22 protein-coding genes are annotated in these 21684 nt (G+C 32.1%); 19 read left to right on the top strand and 3 right to left on the bottom strand.

Translation table 11 applies throughout. From position 1 onward, the window contains the following. Positions 1-2 precede the first annotated feature (2 nt). From metG to LX78_RS02340, 5 genes are all read left to right on the top strand, one after another. Positions 3-2132 (top strand): methionine--tRNA ligase, encoded by a 2130-nt coding sequence (gene metG, locus LX78_RS02360; RefSeq protein WP_109681029.1) that lies wholly within the window; start codon positions 3-5, stop codon positions 2130-2132. Between the two features lie 3 nt (positions 2133-2135). Next, a complete protein-coding gene (locus tag LX78_RS02355) occupies positions 2136-2768 on the top strand; it encodes a class I SAM-dependent methyltransferase (protein WP_109681028.1) in 633 nt (210 codons plus the stop codon). Positions 2769-2796: 28 nt separating this feature from the next. Further along, positions 2797-3288, top strand: coding sequence for a copper resistance protein NlpE (locus tag LX78_RS02350; protein ID WP_245881455.1), 492 nt, complete (start codon positions 2797-2799; stop codon positions 3286-3288). 114 nt (positions 3289-3402) lie between these two features. After that, entirely contained in the window at positions 3403-5520 is a 2118-nt protein-coding gene (locus LX78_RS02345) for a Tex family protein (protein WP_109681027.1), read from the top strand. A gap of 103 nt (positions 5521-5623) precedes the next feature. Beyond that, a complete protein-coding gene (locus tag LX78_RS02340; RefSeq protein ID WP_109681026.1) occupies positions 5624-6499 on the top strand; it encodes a DMT family transporter in 876 nt (291 codons plus the stop codon). A gap of 30 nt (positions 6500-6529) precedes the next feature. Here LX78_RS02340 and LX78_RS02335 read toward each other — a convergent pair whose 3' ends face one another. Continuing rightward, entirely contained in the window at positions 6530-6862 is a 333-nt protein-coding gene (locus tag LX78_RS02335; RefSeq protein ID WP_109681025.1) for a single-stranded DNA-binding protein, read from the bottom strand. A gap of 170 nt (positions 6863-7032) precedes the next feature. Here LX78_RS02335 and LX78_RS02330 point away from each other — a divergent pair, with 170 nt between their 5' ends. From LX78_RS02330 to LX78_RS02280, 11 genes are all read left to right on the top strand, one after another. Beyond that, positions 7033-7536 (top strand): DUF6265 family protein, encoded by a 504-nt coding sequence (locus LX78_RS02330; protein ID WP_109681024.1) that lies wholly within the window; start codon positions 7033-7035, stop codon positions 7534-7536. Next, positions 7533-8063 carry a GNAT family N-acetyltransferase gene (locus LX78_RS02325; RefSeq protein WP_109681023.1) on the top strand — a complete coding sequence of 177 codons (531 nt, stop codon included), beginning with the start codon at positions 7533-7535 and terminating at the stop codon, positions 8061-8063. The genes LX78_RS02330 and LX78_RS02325 overlap by 4 nt, the downstream gene beginning before the upstream one ends. A gap of 25 nt (positions 8064-8088) precedes the next feature. Beyond that, positions 8089-8439 (top strand): hypothetical protein, encoded by a 351-nt coding sequence (locus LX78_RS02320; protein ID WP_109681022.1) that lies wholly within the window; start codon positions 8089-8091, stop codon positions 8437-8439. A gap of 151 nt (positions 8440-8590) precedes the next feature. Next, a complete protein-coding gene (locus LX78_RS02315) occupies positions 8591-9040 on the top strand; it encodes a c-type cytochrome (protein ID WP_109681021.1) in 450 nt (149 codons plus the stop codon). A gap of 6 nt (positions 9041-9046) precedes the next feature. Next, on the top strand, positions 9047-10390 hold the full coding sequence (locus tag LX78_RS02310; protein WP_109681020.1) for a cbb3-type cytochrome c oxidase subunit I: 1344 nt from the start codon (positions 9047-9049) through the stop codon (positions 10388-10390). Between the two features lie 119 nt (positions 10391-10509). Beyond that, positions 10510-11352: a CbbQ/NirQ/NorQ/GpvN family protein gene (locus tag LX78_RS02305; RefSeq protein WP_281267894.1), complete on the top strand. Its 843-nt coding sequence runs from the start codon at positions 10510-10512 to the stop codon at positions 11350-11352. A 10-nt stretch (positions 11353-11362) separates the two neighbouring features. Continuing rightward, on the top strand, positions 11363-13132 hold the full coding sequence (locus LX78_RS02300) for a nitric oxide reductase activation protein NorD (protein ID WP_221407890.1): 1770 nt from the start codon (positions 11363-11365) through the stop codon (positions 13130-13132). Further along, positions 13132-13719, top strand: coding sequence for a cytochrome c oxidase subunit 3 (locus LX78_RS02295; protein WP_109681018.1), 588 nt, complete (start codon positions 13132-13134; stop codon positions 13717-13719). Before LX78_RS02300 ends, LX78_RS02295 begins: the two co-directional genes overlap by 1 nt. A gap of 1 nt (position 13720) precedes the next feature. Next, positions 13721-13957, top strand: a complete 237-nt coding sequence (locus LX78_RS02290) for a cytochrome C oxidase subunit IV family protein (RefSeq protein WP_109681017.1) — start codon at positions 13721-13723, stop codon at positions 13955-13957. 1 nt (position 13958) lies between these two features. Beyond that, positions 13959-14390 (top strand): c-type cytochrome, encoded by a 432-nt coding sequence (locus LX78_RS02285; protein ID WP_109681016.1) that lies wholly within the window; start codon positions 13959-13961, stop codon positions 14388-14390. Beyond that, positions 14380-15705, top strand: coding sequence for a cbb3-type cytochrome c oxidase subunit I (locus LX78_RS02280; protein ID WP_109681015.1), 1326 nt, complete (start codon positions 14380-14382; stop codon positions 15703-15705). The genes LX78_RS02285 and LX78_RS02280 overlap by 11 nt, the downstream gene beginning before the upstream one ends. Here the strand turns inward: LX78_RS02280 and LX78_RS02275 are convergent. Beyond that, positions 15694-16161 (bottom strand): RrF2 family transcriptional regulator, encoded by a 468-nt coding sequence (locus LX78_RS02275; RefSeq protein ID WP_109681014.1) that lies wholly within the window; start codon positions 16159-16161, stop codon positions 15694-15696. The genes LX78_RS02280 and LX78_RS02275 overlap by 12 nt on opposite strands. A gap of 142 nt (positions 16162-16303) precedes the next feature. Here LX78_RS02275 and nadA point away from each other — a divergent pair, with 142 nt between their 5' ends. Together nadA and nadB are read left to right on the top strand one after the other, a co-directional pair. Next, the gene (gene nadA, locus LX78_RS02270; RefSeq protein WP_109681013.1) at positions 16304-17230 is read left to right on the top strand and encodes a quinolinate synthase NadA; all 927 of its coding nucleotides are present in this window, start codon (positions 16304-16306) and stop codon (positions 17228-17230) included. 4 nt (positions 17231-17234) lie between these two features. Beyond that, positions 17235-18779: an L-aspartate oxidase gene (gene nadB, locus LX78_RS02265; protein ID WP_109681012.1), complete on the top strand. Its 1545-nt coding sequence runs from the start codon at positions 17235-17237 to the stop codon at positions 18777-18779. A 3-nt stretch (positions 18780-18782) separates the two neighbouring features. Here nadB and LX78_RS02260 read toward each other — a convergent pair whose 3' ends face one another. After that, positions 18783-19250 (bottom strand): CBS domain-containing protein, encoded by a 468-nt coding sequence (locus tag LX78_RS02260; RefSeq protein WP_109681011.1) that lies wholly within the window; start codon positions 19248-19250, stop codon positions 18783-18785. A 115-nt stretch (positions 19251-19365) separates the two neighbouring features. Between LX78_RS02260 and LX78_RS02255 the strand changes: the two genes are divergently transcribed. Continuing rightward, positions 19366-21663, top strand: coding sequence for a M28 family peptidase (locus tag LX78_RS02255; RefSeq protein WP_109681010.1), 2298 nt, complete (start codon positions 19366-19368; stop codon positions 21661-21663). The last annotated feature ends 21 nt before the right edge of the window (positions 21664-21684 follow it).

The following is a 21684-nucleotide window of genomic DNA, read 5'->3' as shown; positions in this document are numbered from 1 at the left end:
TAATGTCAAAAAGATATACCATAACAGCTGCTTTACCCTACACAAATGGACCAATACATATTGGACATCTTGCAGGTGTTTATGTGCCAGCAGATATTTACGCTCGCTATTTAAGATTAACAGGAAACGATGTTGCTTTTATTTGTGGAAGTGATGAGCATGGTGTTCCTATTACTATTAAAGCGAAAAAGGAAGGTGTTTCACCACAGGATATTGTTGATAAATATCATGCAATTATCAAAAAATCGTTTGAAGATTTTGGTATCTCATTAGATAATTATTCTAGAACTACTGCGAAAATTCATCATGATACAGCTTCAGAATTCTTCACAACCTTATACAATAAAGGCGAATTTATTGAAGAAGTAACAGAGCAATTGTACGATGAAGAAGCCAATCAGTTCTTAGCTGATAGATTTGTTGTTGGAACCTGCCCAAAATGTGGTAATGAAGAAAGTTATGGCGACCAATGTGAAAAATGTGGAACAAGCCACAATGCTACAGATTTAATTAATCCGAAGTCTGCTATAACAGGCAATGTACCAACTTTAAAACAAACAAAACACTGGTTTTTACCTTTAGATAAACATGAAGCCTTTTTAAAAGAGTGGATTTTAAAAGGTCATAAAAAAGACTGGAAACCTAATGTTTATGGACAAGTAAAATCATGGATTGACGATGGTTTACGACCAAGAGCAGTAACCAGAGATTTAGATTGGGGAATTCCTGTGCCACTTCCAGATGCTGAAGGCAAAGTGCTATATGTGTGGTTCGATGCACCAATTGGATACATTTCTGCAACCAAAGAATGGGCAGAACGCGAAGGGAAAGATTGGGAACCATATTGGAAAGACAAAGACACCAAACTAGTGCATTTTATAGGGAAAGATAATATTGTATTTCACTGCATTATTTTTCCAGCCATGTTAAAAGCTGAAGGCTCATATATTTTACCAGATAACGTGCCTGCAAACGAGTTTTTAAATTTAGAAGGAAACAAATTATCAACCTCTAAAAACTGGGCTGTTTGGTTGCCAGAATATTTGGAAGATTTTCCAAATCAGCAAGACGTAATGCGTTATGCTTTAACAGCTAATGCTCCAGAAACAAAGGATAACGATTTTACTTGGAAAGATTTCCAAGCAAGAAACAACAACGAGCTAGTAGCTATTTTTGGAAATTTCATCAATCGTGTGGTGGTTTTAACCAATAAATACTACAACGGAATTGTTCCAAGCCCATCTGAATTCTCTCAAATAGACGAAGAAACTTTAGCAACGGTTAAAGCTTATCCAGCAGTAATTTCAAGCTCAATAGAACGATATAGGTTTCGTGAAGCTGGTCAGGAATTAATGAATTTAGCCAGACTTGGAAATAAATATTTAGCTGACGAAGAGCCTTGGAAAGTGATTAAAGAAGACGAAGCCAGAACGCAAACCATTATGTTTGTTGCCTTACAAATTGCTTCAGCTTTAGCCACTTTAAGCGAACCGTTTTTACCGTTTACTTCCAATAAATTAAAAGATATTTTAGGATTATGTCATATCGAGAAGCAAAGCGAAGTGGTTATCTCCTCAAACAAAGAGATTGCCACGACTCAAAAAAATGAGTCTCGCAATGACGCTCTAAGTTGGAACGACATATCATCAAAAGACATCCTTTTGCCAGTTGGACATAAAATAGGAAAAGCAGAATTATTATTTTCTAAAATTGAAGATGAAACCGTTCAAGCTCAAGTAGATAAATTATTGGCCACTAAAAAAGCTAATGAAGCAGCCAACAAAACAGTAGAACCTCAAAAAGAAGAAATTACATTTGATGATTTTACCAAATTAGACATTAGAGTTGGAACTATTTTGGAAGCTGAAAAAATGCCAAAAGCTAAAAAGCTTTTAGTATTAAAAGTTGATACAGGAATCGATGTTAGAACTATAGTTTCAGGCATTGCCGAAAGTTTCACTCCAGAAGAAGTAGTTGGAAAAAAAGTAACTGTTTTAGTCAATTTGGCTCCAAGAGCCTTACGTGGTGTGGAAAGTCAAGGGATGATTTTAATGACGGAAACTCCAGAAGGAAAATTGGTGTTTGTAAATCCTGATGATGCTTCAGTTAATAACGGATTGCATATTAGTTAGCAAATGAACAACCCTCAAAATTTAAAAGAACACTGGAACAGAGCTTATGATAAAGCCGATAATCAATTGGGTTGGTTTGAAGAAAACCCAGCTCAAACCATGCAACTTATTGAATCATGTAAGCTTGAAAAAGATGTCAGAATTTTAAATGTTGGTGTAGGAACTACGACTTTAATCGATGCCTTATTAGATGCTGGTTACTTCAATCTAATAGCAAACGACTTAAGCGATTTAGCTTTACAAAAACTAAAAGAACGTATAAAAAAATCACATAACTACGACTTAAATTGTATTACAGACGATTTAACAAATCCTATAGAATTACAAAACATAGAACCTATAGATTTATGGATTGACAGAGCTGTGCTTCATTTCTTTTTACAAGCAAAAGAACAAACAGCTTATTTCAATCTTATTAAAAAAATAGTTGCCAAAAATGGTTATGTGCTAATTGCCGTTTTTGCTCTCGATGGTGCCGAAAAATGCTGTGGTTTAGATTTAAAACGCTATAATGTTGAGATGCTTCAAAATAATTTAGGAACAGATTTTAAACTTATTACATCTTTCAATCATACGTTTATTAATCCGTTTGGAGGCGAACGTCCTTATATTTATACATTATTTAAAAGACATTAAATTTAATCAAGTAACCATTAATTTATTTATGAAAGCAATAAACATACACATTGCAACTTTAGTGCTATTAGTCTTCACTAGTTGTAATTCGAATGAAAAAAAGAATGCTGAAACTAATTCAGAAAATATTGTAGAAATCGTTGAAGAAGAAGTAGTCATCGATTCCCACTCAAGTGAAAGCTCGTTAGATTGGGAAGGAACTTATAAAGGTACACTTCCATGTGCCGATTGTGAAGGCATAGAAAGAACTATTACTATTAATGGGCATACTTTTATTTCTAAAGATAATTATTTAGGAAAAAAAGATGGTGTTTTCGATAGTCGTGGTTATATTAAATGGATAGATAATGGTCAAAAAATCCTATTATCAGATGATAATGAAACAACTTATCTTGTAGGTGAAAACACTTTAACTCAACTTGATAAATCTGGAAATAAAGTGACTGGTGAATTAGCTGATTTTTATATCTTAAAAAAACAGATAGCTATTTCATCAACTGGAGAAGAGAACGCTAAGTAACTTAATTAGTTGCTTATTGAAGCATTAAAAAAAGTCTTTAAACTATATATTATAAACCTCACAGACTATGTTCTGCGAGGTTTTTTTAGTATTTTCGACTTTCAAAATAAATTTATGATTTCCTATATAATTTCCCAAACTAAACTATCAGAAACTTCAGTAAAAAATACAGTCGAATTATTAAATGAAGCCTGTACCATTCCGTTTATTTCACGTTATAGAAAAGAACGTACTGGTAATCTAGATGAAGTTCAAATAGGAGATATCGTAAAATATAAAGAACTATTTGAAGCCCTTGAAAAACGAAAAGCGACCATTATAAAAGCTTTAGAAGAACAAGAAGTTTTAACTGAAGAATTAAAACAAAAAATTGAAAAAACTCAAGAATTAATAACGCTTGAAGATCTCTACTTACCCTTCAAAAAGAGTCGTAAAACTAAAGCAGAAACTGCTAGAAAAAACGGTTTAGAACCTTTGGCTAAAATTATTATGAGCCAAAATGCTTCGGATATTGAATCCATTGCTTTTAAATATGTAAAAGGAGAGGTTGATTCTGTTGAAGATGCTCTAGAAGGTGCCAGACATATTATTTCAGAATGGATTAACGAACGTACAGATGTTAGAAACAACATTCGTCATCAATTAGAACGTTTTGCTATGATATCAACCAAAGTAGTAAAATCGAAAGTTGACGATGAAAATGCCCAAAAATATCGAGATTATTTTGAATGGGAAGAAGCCTTAAGTCGCATTCCATCTCATAGATTGTTGGCTATTTTAAGGGCCGAAAAGGAAGGTTTTATAAAATCTAAAATTTCTATTGACAACGACAAAGCACTTGCTAAAATTGAAGATCGCATCATACGTTCTAAGAATGCTTGTTCAGAGCAAATACAGATTGCCATTCAAGATGCTTATAAACGCTTATTGTTTCCATCTCTATCTAATGAAGCGCTTCAAAACGCTAAAGAAAAAGCCGACAAGTCTGCCATTAATGTTTTTGCTAAAAACTTAAAACAGTTATTGTTAGGCTCGCCTTTAGGTGAAAAACGTGTGTTAGCAATCGATCCAGGATTTAGAACAGGTTGCAAAATAGTCTGTTTAGATGCCCAAGGGAATTTAAAACACAACGAAACCATTTATCCACATCCTCCAAAAAGCGATACCATTGGAGCCATGAAAAAAATAAGCTCGCTTTCTGAAGCTTATCAAATAGAAGCTATTGCAATTGGAAACGGAACTGCTTCTAGAGAAACCGAAGCAATCATTAGAAAAATAAGATTTAAAAACGATATTCAAGTCTTTGTAGTAAGCGAAGCTGGAGCCAGTATTTATTCGGCCTCCAAAATTGCTCGTGATGAATTCCCTAATTACGATGTAACCGTTCGTGGCTCTGTTTCTATAGGAAGGCGTTTACAAGACCCTCTTGCAGAACTGGTTAAAATTGATGCCAAATCTATTGGTGTTGGACAATATCAACACGATGTAGACCAAACGAAGCTTCAAAAAGAATTAGATAATGTTGTTGAAAATTGTGTGAATGCTGTTGGAGTGAATATTAATACAGCTAGTACCAGTTTATTAAGTTATGTATCAGGAATTGGTCCAAAATTAGCCGAAAATATTTTTAATTATAGAACCGAAAAAGGCATCTTCAAATCCAGAAACGATATAAAAAAAGTACCACGTTTAGGAGATAAAGCCTTTGAACAAGGCGTTGCTTTTTTAAGGATTAAAGATGCTAAAAATCCATTGGACGATTCAGCTGTACATCCAGAAAGTTATGCGATTGTAGAAAAAATGGCAAAAGATTTAGGTAAGAATGTTTCAGATTTAATTGGAAATTCAGCCTTACTTCAAAAAATAGATTTAAAACCTTATTGCACCAATTCGGTTGGATTACCAACACTTCAAGATATTATTAAAGAACTTGAAAAACCTGGATTGGATATTCGTGAGCAAGCCAAAGTATTCACCTTTAATCAAAATATTAAATCCATAACCGATTTACAAGAAGGACAATTACTTCCAGGCATTATTAACAATATTACCAATTTTGGTGCTTTTGTAGATGTTGGAATCAAGGAAAGTGGTTTAATTCATGTGTCCAATTTATCAGATAGTTTTGTAAGTGATGTAAATGCACATGTTAGTTTACATCAACAAGTTATAGTAAAAGTTCTGGAAGCAGATATAGTACGAAAACGCATTCAATTAAAACTTCACAAGTAAAAACAGGATAATATTTTACCATAATTGGCTAACTTAGTCTTATACAAATCTATAAATAATAAGTACTTTTGCCGATTCAATTTCAGTTACTGAATATACCTGTATGAAGAAGGCAAGAATCGCATTAGTTATTGGAATATTTTGTATTTCTATATTCCCCATTTTGGTAAAATTAAACCTGACTCCAGGCGTTATTTCGGCATTTTACAGAATGTTGTTTTCCCTAGTGCTATTACTTCCTTATGTTCTAATAAGTAAGCAATTTAAAATCCCAGATTTAAAAGCTGGACTTTTAGCCGTTTTTTGTGGAATTGTTTTTGGTAGTGACGTGGCTGTTTGGAATGTAGCTATCCAAGAATCTACAGCAACTCAGGCTTCGTTATTAACAAACTTATCTCCAGTTTGGGTAGGCGTTTTATCGTTATTTTTTATAAAAGATAAACCGAGAACTAATTTTTGGATTGGAACTGTAATTGCTGTTTTTGGAATGATGATGTTGGTTGGTTTTACAGTATTTAAAAATCTAGATTTTGATTTAGCTTTTAGTTTTGGAGTACTTTCTGGAGTGCTTTATGCCTTTTATATGTTAATTAGTAAGGAGGTCTTAAAAACAATGAATGTTATTTCATTTATGACTTTAAGTTTATTAGCTTCTTCAATTCATTTAGGCATTGTAAGCTATGCCATAAACGAACCATTTACAGGCTTTACTAATGCTGGTTGGCTCGTTTTAGTTATTCAGGCTGTAATTTGTCAATTATTAGCTTGGTTTCTTATTAGTTATGCGACACAACATATGCGAGCAACCAGAGTTTCGGTAAGTTTATTGGGACAAGGTATTTTAGCATCTCTTTTAGCTTGGATGTTTATTGATGAAACTATTTCTTTACAAATGGTTCTTGGTGGTTTTATTTTATTATTTGGCATACGTGTAACCTTCATAGAAAAACAGATTTTTAAAATAAAAAAAGCGACCTAAGTCGCTTTTTAAATAAATACTTTTTAAATGTTATTTACCTAACATCAAAAGCTCATTACATACCACTTCTGTTATGTAGCGTTTTTCACCTTCTTTAGTTTCGTAACTTCTAGATGTTAATTTTCCTTCAATAGCAACTTCCTTGCCTTTAGTGACATATTTTTCAATGATTTCTGCCGTTTTCCCCCAGGCAACCACATTGTGCCATTGGGTATCAGTTATTTTTTCGCCTTTAGCGTTTTTATAACTTTCGTTAGTTGCTATTGCAAATTTTGCTAATGTTTTTCCTGATTCAAGATTAATAATTTCTGGGTCGTTTCCTAAATTACCAATTAACTGTACTTTGTTTCTTAACGTATTCATAAGATAAGGTTTTAATTATATTGAATGTCATTAGTTCAATTCAACAAGGCAAAGATGCAACCACTTGCAAATGATAGTCGGTTATTAACTAATTAAATTCGTTTGTAAATGTTTGTAGTCATTTGTAAACGACTATTGTTTTTACTATATTGCAACACAAACAGTTACTTATGAAGCATTTAGCAACCTTTTTTATAATTTTATTCTTTATTTCTCAGAATTGCATAGCACAAGAACAAACCATAAAATTTTTAGAAAACAGCATGTCTCCTCAAGCTAGTTTAGAAGATATTTCTTGGATTCAAGGCTATTGGAAAGGTGAAGCTTTTGGTGGTATAACCGAAGAATTCTGGAGTCCTCCTCTTGGAGATTCCATGATGTTTTGCTTTAAACTAGTGGTCGATAATAAAGTGGTTTTTTATGAATTAGGAGGCATTAGACAAGTAGAGGAAACTCTCTTGTTACAACTAAAACACTTTGGAAACGATTTTAAAGGCTGGGAAGAAAAAGACGAAACAGTTGATTTTAAATTGGTGAAAATTGAAAATAATAAAGTTTATTTTGATCAATTTACATTTGAAAAAGTATCAGAAAATGAAATGAATCTTTATGTTGTTATTGAAGAAAATGGGACATCTGAAGAAGTAAAATTTAATTATAAAAAAGAAAAATGACTTTTCATATTGAAACAGAAAGGCTACTATTAAGAGACTTAAGATTAACAGATCTAGAAGGTATGTTTGCTTTGGATTCTGATCCTGAAGTACACAAGTTTCTAAGAAACAAACCTGTAAAAACTATAGATGAATCGCGAATAATTTTAGAGAGTGTTCTTACACAATATAAAGAACGAGGTATTGGTAGATTTGCAGTTATAGAAAAATCTTCTGGAGATTTTGTTGGATGGTCTGGTTTGCGTTTAAATACCGAATACAACATGAATGGCTTTACTAAATATTACGATGTTGGATATAGACTAATAAAACGTTTTTGGGGAAAAGGTTTTGCCACAGAATCTGGTAAAGCTTCTGTAGATTATGCTTTTAATAATATGAAACTTCCTGAAATTTATGCAACTACAGAACTAGGGAATCAAGCTTCACACAATGCACTCTTAAAAATAGGTTTGCACTATGTGGAAGATTTTTATTTTGAACAAGAGCAAGTAAATTTACGTTGGTATAAAATAGAAAAGCCATAATGGCTTTTATTAAAAAATAATATATATGCAAAAACAATGTCCTGAATGTGGAGATAAAATTGTAGGCAGAATTGACAAAAAATTCTGCAGCGACGCTTGTAGAAACTCATTTAATAATCGAGTTAATAAAGATTCTAAAAACCTAATTAGAAACACCAATAACAGATTGAGAAAAAATTACAGAATTTTAGAAGAGCTCAATCCAGAACAGAAAACCAAAACATCAAGAGCCAAACTAATAGAAAGAGGTTTCGATTTTAACTATTTTACTAGTATTTATACTACAAAAGCAGGAACAGTTTATTACTTTGTTTATGACCAAGGTTACCTCCCTTTAGAAGCCGATTATTACGCATTAGTAAAGCGTGAAAGTTAGTTTTTCGTTACATTTTCACTCTCACACCTTAGATATTTTCTTAATGCCTTTTTTAATAATATGACGAATGTCATGTTTTTTAAGGATTCATCGTTTTATTTTTGTTTAAAAGATTAAAAGGTCTTTTTTAACTAATTTAACCATTAATCATATGTTATCAAAAAAACAAGCACGTGCTTTTTTCCTTGGAGGTACTGTGGTTACATTCTTAATTTTTATAGGATTAACCATTTTTTCTTTTAGTAAAAGTCAAGACCAAACCAACCACGAAGGTATTACCGAACAGGTAGTTCGAGGTAAAGTGTTATGGGAAGAAAACAATTGTATGGGTTGCCATACTATTTTAGGTGAGGGAGCTTACTACGCTCCAGAATTAACAAAAGTACTAGATCGTCGTGGCGAAGGTTACGTTAAAGCTGTATTAATGTCTCCTATTCCTTGGAATCCTAATGGGAGGAAAATGGTTGCTTACGGTTTTACAAAAGAAGAAGCTGATGACCTAATAGCTTTCTTTGATTGGATTGGAGGCATTGATCTAAACGGATTTGATACTGTAGTCTCTCCTTTAGCTAAAGACAAAATTGAAAGAAATAAAAACTAACTAACTATGAAATATAAATCACAAAAAGTAGCCTATTGGTTTTTTGCCTTTTCAATGCTACTACTCGTTTTACAAATTACCTACGGATTTATTATGGGTTTTGCTCGTATTGGATTCGATGGACTCCATGAATTTATTCCTTTTAACACAGCAAGAGCTGTGCACACAAACTTATTAGTTGTATGGTTACTTTCCGGTTTTATGGGAGCAGCATACTACATTATCCCAGAAGAAGCACAACGCGAATTAGTTAGTGTTAAATTGGCTTATGTTCAATTAATTTCACTTGCTGTTGTTGGTGTTGCTGCTGTTATTGGTTATCATTTTAACTGGTGGGAAGGACGTAAATTCTTAGAAATACCTAGACAATTAGATTATCTTGTAGTTGTAAATGTCCTCTTATTTTTGGGACTAATTCTAGCAACGCTTTTTAAAGGTAAACGTAAAACTACTACAGCTTTAGTGCTTACAATGGGATTATTGTTTGCAGCTTTGCTATATATTCCTGGAATGCTTCCTTTCGATAGTCAAGTAACAGATTCATTCTTTAGATGGTGGGTTGTTCACTTATGGGTTGAAGGTGTTTGGGAACTAATAATGGGAGGTATCTTATCTTTTCTATTAATAAAACTTACTGGTGTCGATAGAGAGGTTATCGAAAAATGGCTTTATGTTATTGTAGGATTAACGTTCCTATCTGGTATTCTTGGTACTGGTCACCACTATTACTACATTGGTGTAAATAAAATTTGGTTAATTGTTGGTGGTATTTTCTCTGCTCTAGAACCTTTAGCTTTCTTAGCTATGGCATTGTTTGCAGTAAATATGTATAGAAAAGGTGAAAAGAAACATCCAAATAAAATAGCTTTATTCTGGACTCTTGGTTCTGCCATTGTATCTTTTGTTGGTGCAGGATTATTAGGTTTTGCACATACCTTACCTCAAACAAACTTATATACTCATGGTACTTTAGTAACTGCTATGCATGGTCACCTTGCTTTTTGGGGAGCTTATGCAATGATAGTTCTTGCAATAATTAGTTATGCTTTACCAAATATGACAGGAAGGAAATTATACGATAGCAGTGTAGGTCGTGCAGCCTTTTGGATGTCTAATGTAGGAATGATAGGAATGACAGTTGCCTTTGGTGTTGCAGGTGTTGCACAAGTATATCTTGAACGTAAATTCAAAATGGATTTTATGGAAGTTCAAGCAGAAATTAGTATACACTTTGTGGTATTAATTCTTTGTGCTACTTTATTTACAGTAGGAATTATCATGTATATCATGGACTTTATAAAACATGGAAAACCAACTGATGAAGCTTTAGATTTAGAATCCGATTTATAACAAATAATAGCAGAAATGGCCTTTTGGTTATATATAGATAGTGAAGTTAAATTTGCTCATACCTGACAATTACTCGCTTCAAAAATCTTTAACTAAAGGGCCTTTTAAATTTTATAATCATGTCAAAAACGATAGTCAATTCAGCTATAAACTCAACTAATTTGAATTCAGAAATGCAACATACAAACACAATAAAACCTTTCTATAAACCAATAGCTAAAGAAATTGAAGTGTTTGAACATGCTTACAAAAATAAAATTCCTGTACTCTTAAAAGGACCTACTGGAACTGGAAAAACCCGTTTTGTGGACTACATGACCTATAAATTAGAGAAGGAATTAATTACTATTTCTTGTCATGAAGAGACTTCATCAACAGATTTAATTGGTCGTTATATTATAAAAGGTGCCGAAACTGTTTGGATAGATGGACCTCTAACAAAAGCAGTAAAAAAAGGTGCCGTAATTTATTTAGATGAAATTGCCGAAGCCAGACCAGATGTTATTGTAGCTATTCACTCCTTAACAGATCATAGAAAAGAATTGTATATCGATAAATTGGGCGAAACTATAAAAGCACATCCAGATTTTATGCTAGTCGCATCTTTTAATCCTGGCTATCAAAAAGGGTTTAAAGAATTAAAACCTTCAACAAGACAACGATTTATAGCACTAGCTTTTAATTATCCAAATGAAAAAGATGAAGCTGAAATATTAGTAAACGAAACACAAATTGATGCTTCAATTGCTAAAAAATTAGTTTCAATTGCTAATAAAATTCGTAACCTAACTGAACTTGGCTTAACTGAAACCGTTTCCACACGTTTATTGGTGGATGCTGCCAAACTAATACATACTGGTTTAGGAAAACGTCTAGCTGTTCGTGTGGCTGTTGTAGAGCCATTAACAGACGACACAGAAATTACCGAAGCCTTATCAGATTTATGTGATTTAATGATTTAAATAAAAAATCATGTTCGAGCCAGATGAATTTATCTATTCTAAAATTGTAAAGTTTTTAAAGCGTCGTAAAAAAAATGCTCAAGAAACAATCGAACATGCCGTTAAGTTAAAAGACATAAAGCAACGGCTAACTATTTTTTCTAGAGCTATAACAGGTCAAGCTATAGAAATATTTGAAGCCGAACGTGAAGGTGGTTATAAAAACAATAGCTTCTTCTTACCAACTCGATTTTCAGAATTTCAAACCTTAGAGCAGAACACCAAATTTTATATTTTTAGAATTGTTTATCTATCTGTTCAAAAAAACTTGAATTTAAATTTTACAGCTGAAGATGAATTTACTTTAGAGACTGCTCGTGAAAAGGCGCTTGAAACTTCAACTTTAATTCTAAACGAGATGTTTCAGCAGTTTCCAATAACCAAGCAAATTCATCAGGAATTAATTACGCATTATTTCAAATTTGCAACAGAGAAGACACCAGAAGATTTAAGCTTTATTTATGGAAAATGGATGCGCAATGATCCTCAAACTTTAAAGAAATCTGTTTTAAATAACATTTCAGAACAAGTAAAAAAAGCCATAGACCACGAAATAAACACTATTTTAAAAGCCAATGCAGTCGAGGAAATTACGTCTTTAGAAATAGATAAAAAACAACAAGAAGATTATGTGATGACACATAATTTTGAAAAAATTGAAACTGCTGAAGAATGGGAAGGTGGTTGGAGAGATTTTGATGGCGACGACGATTTAGACGATCATGCCAATGCTTTAGAAGACCTCAACATGAAACATACAGTACGTGTTGACGATCCAGTTCACTCCATTTATCAAGCAGAATTTATTGAAAATACAACTATTTCTGAAAGTGCCGAATTAGATACAGAAGCACCTCATGTTGCTTACGACGAATGGGATTACTCCAAACGTGAATACAAATCCAAATTCTGTAAGGTGTATCCAAAAACACAAGTAGAAACTGATTCTGCTTATTATAAAAAAACAATTCAAAAAAACGCATCTACCTTAACAGGGTTGCGTAAAATGCTGACTTCTGTTAATAACAAATACCAACAACAACGCAGACAAACGCAAGGAGAAGATTTTGATTTAGATGCTATAACAGATCTATATGTAGATATTCATTCTGGCCATACACCTTCAGAAAAAATCTACCTTTCAAAACGCAAAAAAGATAAAGACTTATCTATTTTAATCTTATTAGATGTCAGCCTTTCTAGCGATGGTTATGCTGGAGGAAATAAAGTGATTGATGTTGAAAAACAAGTCTCTATTATTTTTGGTGAAATTTTAAACGAGTTCAACGTAGATTTTTCTATTCAAAGCTTTTATTCCAAAACCAGAAACTACGCAACCTACCTCACTCTAAAAGGATTTGACGATACTTGGGATAAAGCCAAACACAAAATTGGAGCTGTAGAACCTAGTGGTTATACCAGAATTGGAGCAGCATTGCGACATTCAGGAGCTTTACTGGACGCACGAGATACAAAAAACAAATGGGTTATTTTAATCTCGGATGGAAAGCCAAATGATTACGATAAATACGAAGGAAAATATGGCATTAACGATGTTAAACAAGCGCTTCGTGAGTTAAACCAACGCAATATTAACTCGTATGCTTTGGCCATAGAAGCACAAGCTAAATACTATTTGCCACAAATGTTTGGGCAAAACCATTATCAAATATTAACAACACCAGTAGAGTTATTGCAATCTTTAGTAAAACTCTACGAAAAAATAAAACATCAAAGTTAATGTCAACAGTCATTCAACAACATAACTCTAAGAATATTCTTTATCCACCTGGAGGTATTTTAATGTGGATAATTATCTATCTAGAACTTTTAACATTTGGAGCAGTATTGGTAGCCATGGTTTGGTATAGTAAAGACGAACCTGAACTTTTTCACCAATCGAGATTACAATTAAACACCACCTTTGGAGCCATAAACACCTTATTTTTATTGATTAGTGGGTTTTTTATGGCGCTTACTGTTGTCAATTTAAAAGTTAATAATATCGCCAAATCTAAATTATACTTAAAACTCACCATGCTTGGAGGTTTGCTGTTTTTAGGTTTAAAAACTGTAGAATATTTAGATAAAATTGATGCTGGACTAACCATGGGTTACAATACATTTTATTCATTCTATTGGATGTTAACACTTTTTCATGTGATTCATGTATTAGTTGGTTTAGTCATTTTAGCTTCGGTTTTAAGAACTATGGTTAAAAATCCTAAGAAACTCATATTAGAAGATGTTGAAGCAAGTGCTACCTTTTGGCACATGTGCGATATAATTTGGCTATTGTTATTTCCTGTAATTTATTTGATTTTTTAAAATGAAACAGAAACCGTTTTTATATATATTAATTGTACTTATTGCTTTAACCTTGCTTTCAGCAATCGTTTCAAATTCGCAAATAACTTATGCTTCTCAATTAATCATGATTCTATCTGCTTTAAAATTTTTAGCTGTTGCTTTTTATTTTATGGAATTACGTCATGCAAACGTTTTTTGGAAAGTATTATTAATTGCTTGTTTAACTATTTTTATTAGTCTGGTTTTAATTATTTAAGATGACTCAAAAAACAAAATATAATTTTTTTATCATCACCATTTTAATAACACTTTTCGTGGTATTTAATGGGTTAATTTACACGTCTAATGAAAATGAAAACCCAATAAAATTAACAGAACAAGGTTTACATGGTCAACGTTTGTGGCAAGAAAATAATTGTTGGTCTTGTCATCAAACTTATGGATTAGGTGGTTACTTAGGCCCAGATTTAACAAATGTATATAGTGCAGAGAATAAAGGTCCTTTATACATAAAAGCCTTCCTGAATAGTGGTGTAAAAGCCATGCCAAAATTTAATTTTTCAGAAGCTGAAAAAGAAGCGTTAGTAACTTATCTGAAATTTATTGACAGCACAGGATATTACCCAAATTATAACGCCAAATTTAAACCTAATGGTTGGGTTGAACTAGAATATAAAAATGAAAAATAAAGCAGCAATCATCTTTTTAATCACAGCACTTTCAGCATTACTTACTGGAATGCTTTTTGGTTTATTTGCAGCCTTACAATATCTTATTCCAGAATTTTTAAAAGAACTCATTCCATTCCATAAAATGAGACCTTTTCATGTTACGACAGTTATTACATGGATAGTGCTTTGTGCAACTGGAAGCATCTATTTTTACCTTACACAAATTGAAAAATTGAAATTGTTTTCAAACAAATTAATGAAGCTTCATTTAATTGTATTTCTTATAACTGGTTTAGGCATCTATCTGTCTTATATTTTTGGAAGAATGGAAGGTAGAGAGTACTTAGCTTTTACGCCTATTTTAACAATTCCCATTTTATTTGGCTGGCTTCTTTTTGGAATTAATTATTTTAAAACCATGTTGAAGCAAGTTAAAAACTGGCCTGTATATTACTGGATGTGGGGAACTGGAATTGTTTTTATGATGATTCATTTAACAGAAGCTCATCTATGGTTATTTCCATATTTTAGAGAACATGTTATAAAAGATTTAACGGTTCAGTGGAAATCTTATGGCTCTTTCGTTGGTTCATGGAATATGTTGGTTTATGGAATTTCCATTTACGTTATGGCAAGAATAAAAGGAAATGATGCTATAGGTAGAGGTAAATTAGCCTTCTTTTTCTATTTTCTTGGGTTAACAAACTTGATGTTTGGTTGGGCTCACCACACTTATATCCTACCTACTCAACCATGGATAAGATATGTAGCTTATGGTGTAAGTATGACCGAATGGATAATTTTAGGTTATATGATTTACGATTGGAAGAAAAACCTAAGCCAGACTAAAAAAGACTCATATCCATTAGCTTATAGATTTTTAGTAACAACCGATTTCTGGATATTTATCAATCTAATCATTGCCTTATTATTCTCCATACCAGCCATTAACTTCTTTACACATGGTACGCATATTACAGTTGCACATTCTATGGGAACAACTATTGGCATAAACACAACCATTCTTTTTGCTTCACTTTTGTATATTGTTTCAAAAATATCTGCTTTCTCTAAAAAACAAGAAACACTTATAAAACGAGGTCTTTGGGGATTTAACATCACACTCTTTTTATTTTTCTCAGCTTTGTTGGTAGCAGGTGCCAAAAGAAGTCATTGGATGTACGCAGGAAACGACACCTCTTTTTCTAATATGCAAGACAGTTTATTTTGGGTATATATGGCGTTTTTTGTCTTTGGCATTGCTTTAACTACAAGTATCAGCATCATTGGTTTGCCAATCTTAAAAAAGCTAATAAATAGTTTAAGAGTCTGAATCCGGTTTTAGGATTTCGAATGATTTTAAAGATATATAGCGACCCTTCAATTTAATTTCTTCTACAAATTCAGCTATAGTTTTTTCTTTAAAATCTTGAAATAATTTTTGTTTGAAAGCTGAAACTGTAAAATGAACAGGACATGGATTATCATCTCCACACTTAGATAGTCCTAAAAAACACTGATTAAATTTTTCGTTTCCATCAATTAGAGAAACAATATCCCAAACTGTATGTTGTTTATTTGTTTCACTTAAATAAAAACCTCCATAAGGTCCTTTTGTAGAAGTAACTAGATTGCTTTTATTTAATTGTTGTAGCAATTTGGCTAAAAAAGGTTGAGGCACTTCTAATTCCTTAGAAATAACCTTTACTCCAATTTTATGTTCTTCATCAGAACGCATTCCTAAATAAAGAATTGATCTGATTGCATATTGACAAGCATTTGATAACACAGTATTTTTTTGTAAATATATAAAAAAGATATTTTTGTCCTGTTTTAATTAACATTATCTTTGTTTATGATTTATATCATAATTTATATGGCAGGTTCCTAATAAATTTGCCTCTTATAAAATCCGTAATTACTTAGATGTTTTGGACTTAAAAAAAGAAATCCTTCGTTTAAAAAAAGAAAAGAATGCTGTTATTTTAGCACATTATTATCAAGTGCCAGAAATTCAGGATGTGGCAGATTATGTTGGAGATAGTTTGGGTTTATCTCAAAAAGCAGCTGAAACAGATGCAGATATTATTGTATTTGCTGGTGTGCACTTTATGGCAGAAACTGCTAAAATTTTAAACCCAACTAAAACAGTGGTTTTACCAGATTTAAAAGCAGGTTGCTCCTTAGCAGATTCTTGTCCTCCTGATGCTTTTAAAGCTTTTAAAGAAAAACATCCAGACCATTTGGTTATTACTTATATAAACTGCTCAGCTGAAATAAAAGCTATGAGCGATATTGTTTGCACCTCATCTAATGCGTTAAAAATTGTAGAATCTGTTCCGAAAGAAATACCTATTATTTTTGCTCCAGACAAAAATTTGGGGCATTATATTAGTAAAATTTCTGGTCGAGATTTAGTGCTTTGGGATGGTTCTTGTATTGTTCATGAAGCCTTTTCAATAGATAAACTTTTAAAATTATATAGCGAACATCCAGGCTCAAAAATTATTGCACATCCAGAATCTGAAGCACATATTTTAGATGCCGCCAATTATATTGGTTCTACTGCTGGAATGATTAATTATGTAAAAGAACATCCAGAGGAAAAATTTATAGTGGCTACAGAAGCTGGTATTCTTCATAAAATGCAGCAAGATGTTCCAAATACACTTTTAATTCCTGCTCCTGCTGAAGAAGATAATACCTGTGCTTGTAGTGAATGTGCATTTATGAAAGTAAATACGTTGCAGAAATTATACGATTGTTTATTAAACGAATCTCCACAAATTGAAGTTCCAGAGCCTATTAGAAAACGTGCTTTAATTCCTATTGAACGTATGTTGGAACTTTCAAAATAAAAACATGAAAACCCAATTACTTATTATTGGTTCTGGTGTTGCAGGTTTAACTTTAGCTGTAAAATTTGCAGAAAAATTTCCAAAGAAAAACATCACGATTGTTACTAAAGGAAACGAAGACGAATCCAATACTAAATATGCTCAAGGTGGTGTTGCTGTTGTTCTGGACGAAAAAACCGACTCATTCCAAAAACACATAGAAGACACTTTGATTGCTGGCGATGGCTTATGCGATAAAACTGTTGTGGAAATGGTTATTACCGAAGGCCCAAAACGTTTTAAAGAACTTATGGTTTGGGGAGCACAATTTGATGTAGACCAAACTGGAAATTTCGATTTAGGAAAAGAAGGTGGACACAGTCAATACCGAGTGGTACACCACAAAGACATAACTGGTTACGAAATTGAAAGAGCATTGTTGGCTCGTGTTCATCAGCTTGAAAATATTACGCTTTTAACACATCATTTTGCCATTGATTTAATAACCGAACACCAATTAAAACAAGTATCTGAAAATATTAGGTGTTATGGAGCTTATGTCTTGAATCAAAAAAACGGAAATATTCTTACTATTGAAGCAGATAGTACTGTTTTAGCAGCAGGTGGAATTGGTTTTGTATATGGACACACCACCAATCCAATTATTGCTACAGGAGATGGTATTGCTATGGCTTATAGAGCTAAAGCTAGAATTAAAGATATGGAATTTGTGCAGTTTCATCCAACAGCTTTATATACAAATACAGAAGGTTCTGCCTTTTTAATTTCTGAAGCTGTTAGAGGATTTGGCGCTTACCTAAGAACCAAAAATGGCGATAGATTTATGCCAAACTATGATGAAAGAGCTGAATTAGCTTCTAGAGATATTGTCTCTCAAAGCATAGACAAAGAATTAAAAAAATCTGGTGATTCCTGTATGTATTTAGATTGTACTCATTTAGATTTAGAAGCCTTTAAAAATCATTTTCCAAATATCTATCAAACTTGTTTAGAGCATAATGTAGATATTTCTAAAGATTGGATTCCAGTAGTTCCAGCTTCACATTATTTATGTGGTGGCATTGAAGTAGATACAAATGGTAAAACTTCCATTACTAATTTATTTGCTTGTGGCGAATGTACCAGAACTGGATTACATGGTGCAAATAGATTAGCATCAAACTCTTTATTAGAAGCTTTGGTGTATGCACATAATATTTATAAATATCATTGCAATCATCCTATTTCGGTAAAAAACAAGCATATTCCAGACTGGAACGATTATGGAACTAGCATTCCAAAAGAACATGTATTAATAAAACATAACTTAAAAGAATTACAAGCTTTAATGGGTGATTATGTTGGAATTGTTAGAAGTAACAACAGATTGAAAAAAGCGATAATACATTTAGATGTTATTTATAATGAAGTTGAAGAGCTTTACAGAACGTCTAAAATTACCACCACACTTTGTGAGTTACGAAACATGGTAAATGTGGCGCATTTAATTATTGGTCAATCTTTAGATAGAAAAGAGAATAAAGGTGGTTATTTTAATGTGGATAATTAATTGTTATTTCCAAGTATGTCCTTTAAGCTCGATGGCAGCTTTTAAAATATCTTTCTGACTGATTAAACCAACTAATTTCCCATTTTCTACAATTGGAAATCGTCTTCTTTTAGACTCTAAAAATTTGTTGGCAGCATCAAACACATTCATATTACCATCAATTGTTTCAACATCTTTAATCATACGCTTTTCTACATTGTCACTCTCCATTGGCATATTATAATATCTGCTATCACTTATTTGTTTCAAACAATCTCCTTCAGAAATAATTCCAACTAATTCATTATTATCATTTACAACTGGACCTCCAGAAATTTTATTATTTATAAGTGTCTCTATAACTTCTTGAACAGATTGTTCTGGTTTAAAAGTTATAAGATCTTTGCACATTATATCACTTACCTTAAAAGGCATTTCATCAGTTGTGTTTTGTTGTTGCTTCCTTGCTCCTTGAAAACTCTTTATTCCCATGATTAATTAATTTAATTTTAATCTTAAATATACTTATTATTAATGAGTTATCCTAACTAGAAATTAGCTGAGATTATTTTCTTATTTTTATAAAACTAACCAACAACTTTTTGTCATGTTAAAAAAAGTAATTTCTATTGTTCTTATAGTTATAGCAATTTACTGGAGTTTTTCAGCTTTATTACCAAGCAAAATCTCATCTATAGATGCTCCAGATAATACATTTTCTACACAACGAGCATTAATTCATTTAAAAGAAATTTCAAAAAACCCTCATTATGTTGGTAGTCCAGAACATGAGGTAGTTAAAAATTATATTGTAAAGGCTTTAGAGAATTTAGGACTGGAAGTTGAGATTCAAGAAGGTTATGTGTTAACAGATTGGGGAACAATTACAAAACCCAAAAATATTCTTGCAAGGATAAAAGGTTCTGATAACACAAAAGCACTTATGCTGCTTTCCCATTACGATAGCAAATCTCATGCTTCTTATGGAGCAAGTGATGCTGGTTCTGGAGTTGTGACTATTCTAGAGGGATTAAGAGCTTATTTACATGAAAATAAAATTCCGAAAAACGATATTATTATTCTGTTTTCTGATGCTGAAGAATTAGGCTTAAATGGTGCTTCGTTATTTGTAACTAAACATCCATGGGCTAAAGATGTAGGTTTGGTCTTGAATTTTGAAGCTCGTGGTAGTGGTGGACCAAGCTATATGCTTATGGAAACCAATGGAGGAAATCATAATTTAATTTCTGGTTTTATTGAGGCTAATCCAGAATATCCTGTTGCAAACTCTTTGGCTTATAGTGTCTACAAAAAACTCCCTAACGATACAGATTTAACCCGATTTAGAGAAGAGGGAAATATAGATGGTTTTAACTTTGCGTTTATTGACGACCATTTCGATTACCATACATCTTTAGATAACTACAAAAGATTAGACCGAAATACATTAGAGCATCAAGGAAGTTATTTAATGCCTTTACTAAACTATTTTGCAGATGCTAACCTCAACCATATTAAAAGTGATACTGATGACATTTACTTTAATGTTCCACTTTTTAAAACAGTGAGTTATCCTTTTTCTTGGATTATTCCCATGCTTATTTTAGCTATCCTTATTTTTATAGCATTAGTGTTTTATGGCATAAATAAAAGAACTTTAAACTCTAAACATATAGCAATAGGTTTTTTACCAGGAATTGCTGCTTTATTAATTAATGGGAGTATTGGTTTCTTTGGCTGGAAATTTTTAACCTCAATTTACCCACAGTATAACGAGATGCTTCATGGGTTTACATATAATGGACATACCTATATTTGGGCTTTTAGTTTGCTTTCTGTAGCTATTTGTATGTGGCTTTATAATAAAGTTTATAAGCCAGAAAACACAGCAAGTTTAGTTGTACCACCATTATTTTTATGGTTAGTTATTTGTGGTGTAATTAGCTTTCAACTTAAAGGAGCAAGTTTCTTTATTATTCCTGTATATTTTGGACTTATTAGTTTATTTGTTCTTGTGCGACAAAAACAACCAAGCTTAATATTAATGACCTTATTATTATTTCCAGCTTTATTAATACTGTCTCCTTTTGTTAAAATGTTTCCTGTTGGTTTAGGTTTAAAAACCATAATCGCTACAACTTTATTAGTGTCATTAATATTCTCATTATGTATTGGTGTTTTTGGGTTTTTTAGATATAAAAACAGATGGTCTTACCTTTTGTTTCTTTTAGCTTTCTGTTGTTTTATTTCTGCACATTTAAATTCAGATTTTAATGAAGAAAACCCTAAGCCTAATAGTTTGGTTTATTATTTAGACACAGATAAAAATGAAGCAGTTTGGGCTACTTACGACAAGATGTTAGATCCATGGACAAAAGCTTATCTCTCTGAAACTCCAGATACTGACCACGATATTACTAAAGCGACTAATTCTAGTAAATACAATACCAAATTTACATATAGTAAAAAAGCAAATATTAAACCCATTAATCATCCTTATGTTGACATTAAATCAGATACTATTATTGGGGAAACCAGATATATAAAAATGTTTATTTCACCTCAACGATTAGTAAATAGAATGGATCTTTATGCAGATTCCACAAATGTGTTTACTTCTTTTAATGTGAATGGTCTTGAGATAGAAAAAGATCAAGATGGCAATGTATTTTCTAAAAGAGAGTTCAATAGATTATTTGAATATTATGTTGTAGACGATAAGTTCTTAGAAATAGAATTTAGCACTCCTAAAAATCAAAAAACTACCATTCATTTCTATGACATCTCTTTTAATTTATTAGATAATAATTTGTTTAGAGTGCCCGAAAGACCTAGTGATATGATTCCAAAACCATTTGTAGTAAACGATGCTGTAATGGTTAAGAAAACAATTACAATAGAATAGCACCTAAAAAAAGCATAATTA

This window comes from Xanthomarina spongicola, assembly GCF_003148645.1.
Taxonomy (GTDB): domain Bacteria; phylum Bacteroidota; class Bacteroidia; order Flavobacteriales; family Flavobacteriaceae; genus Xanthomarina; species Xanthomarina spongicola.
This window is presented reverse-complemented; position numbering and strand designations above follow the sequence as displayed.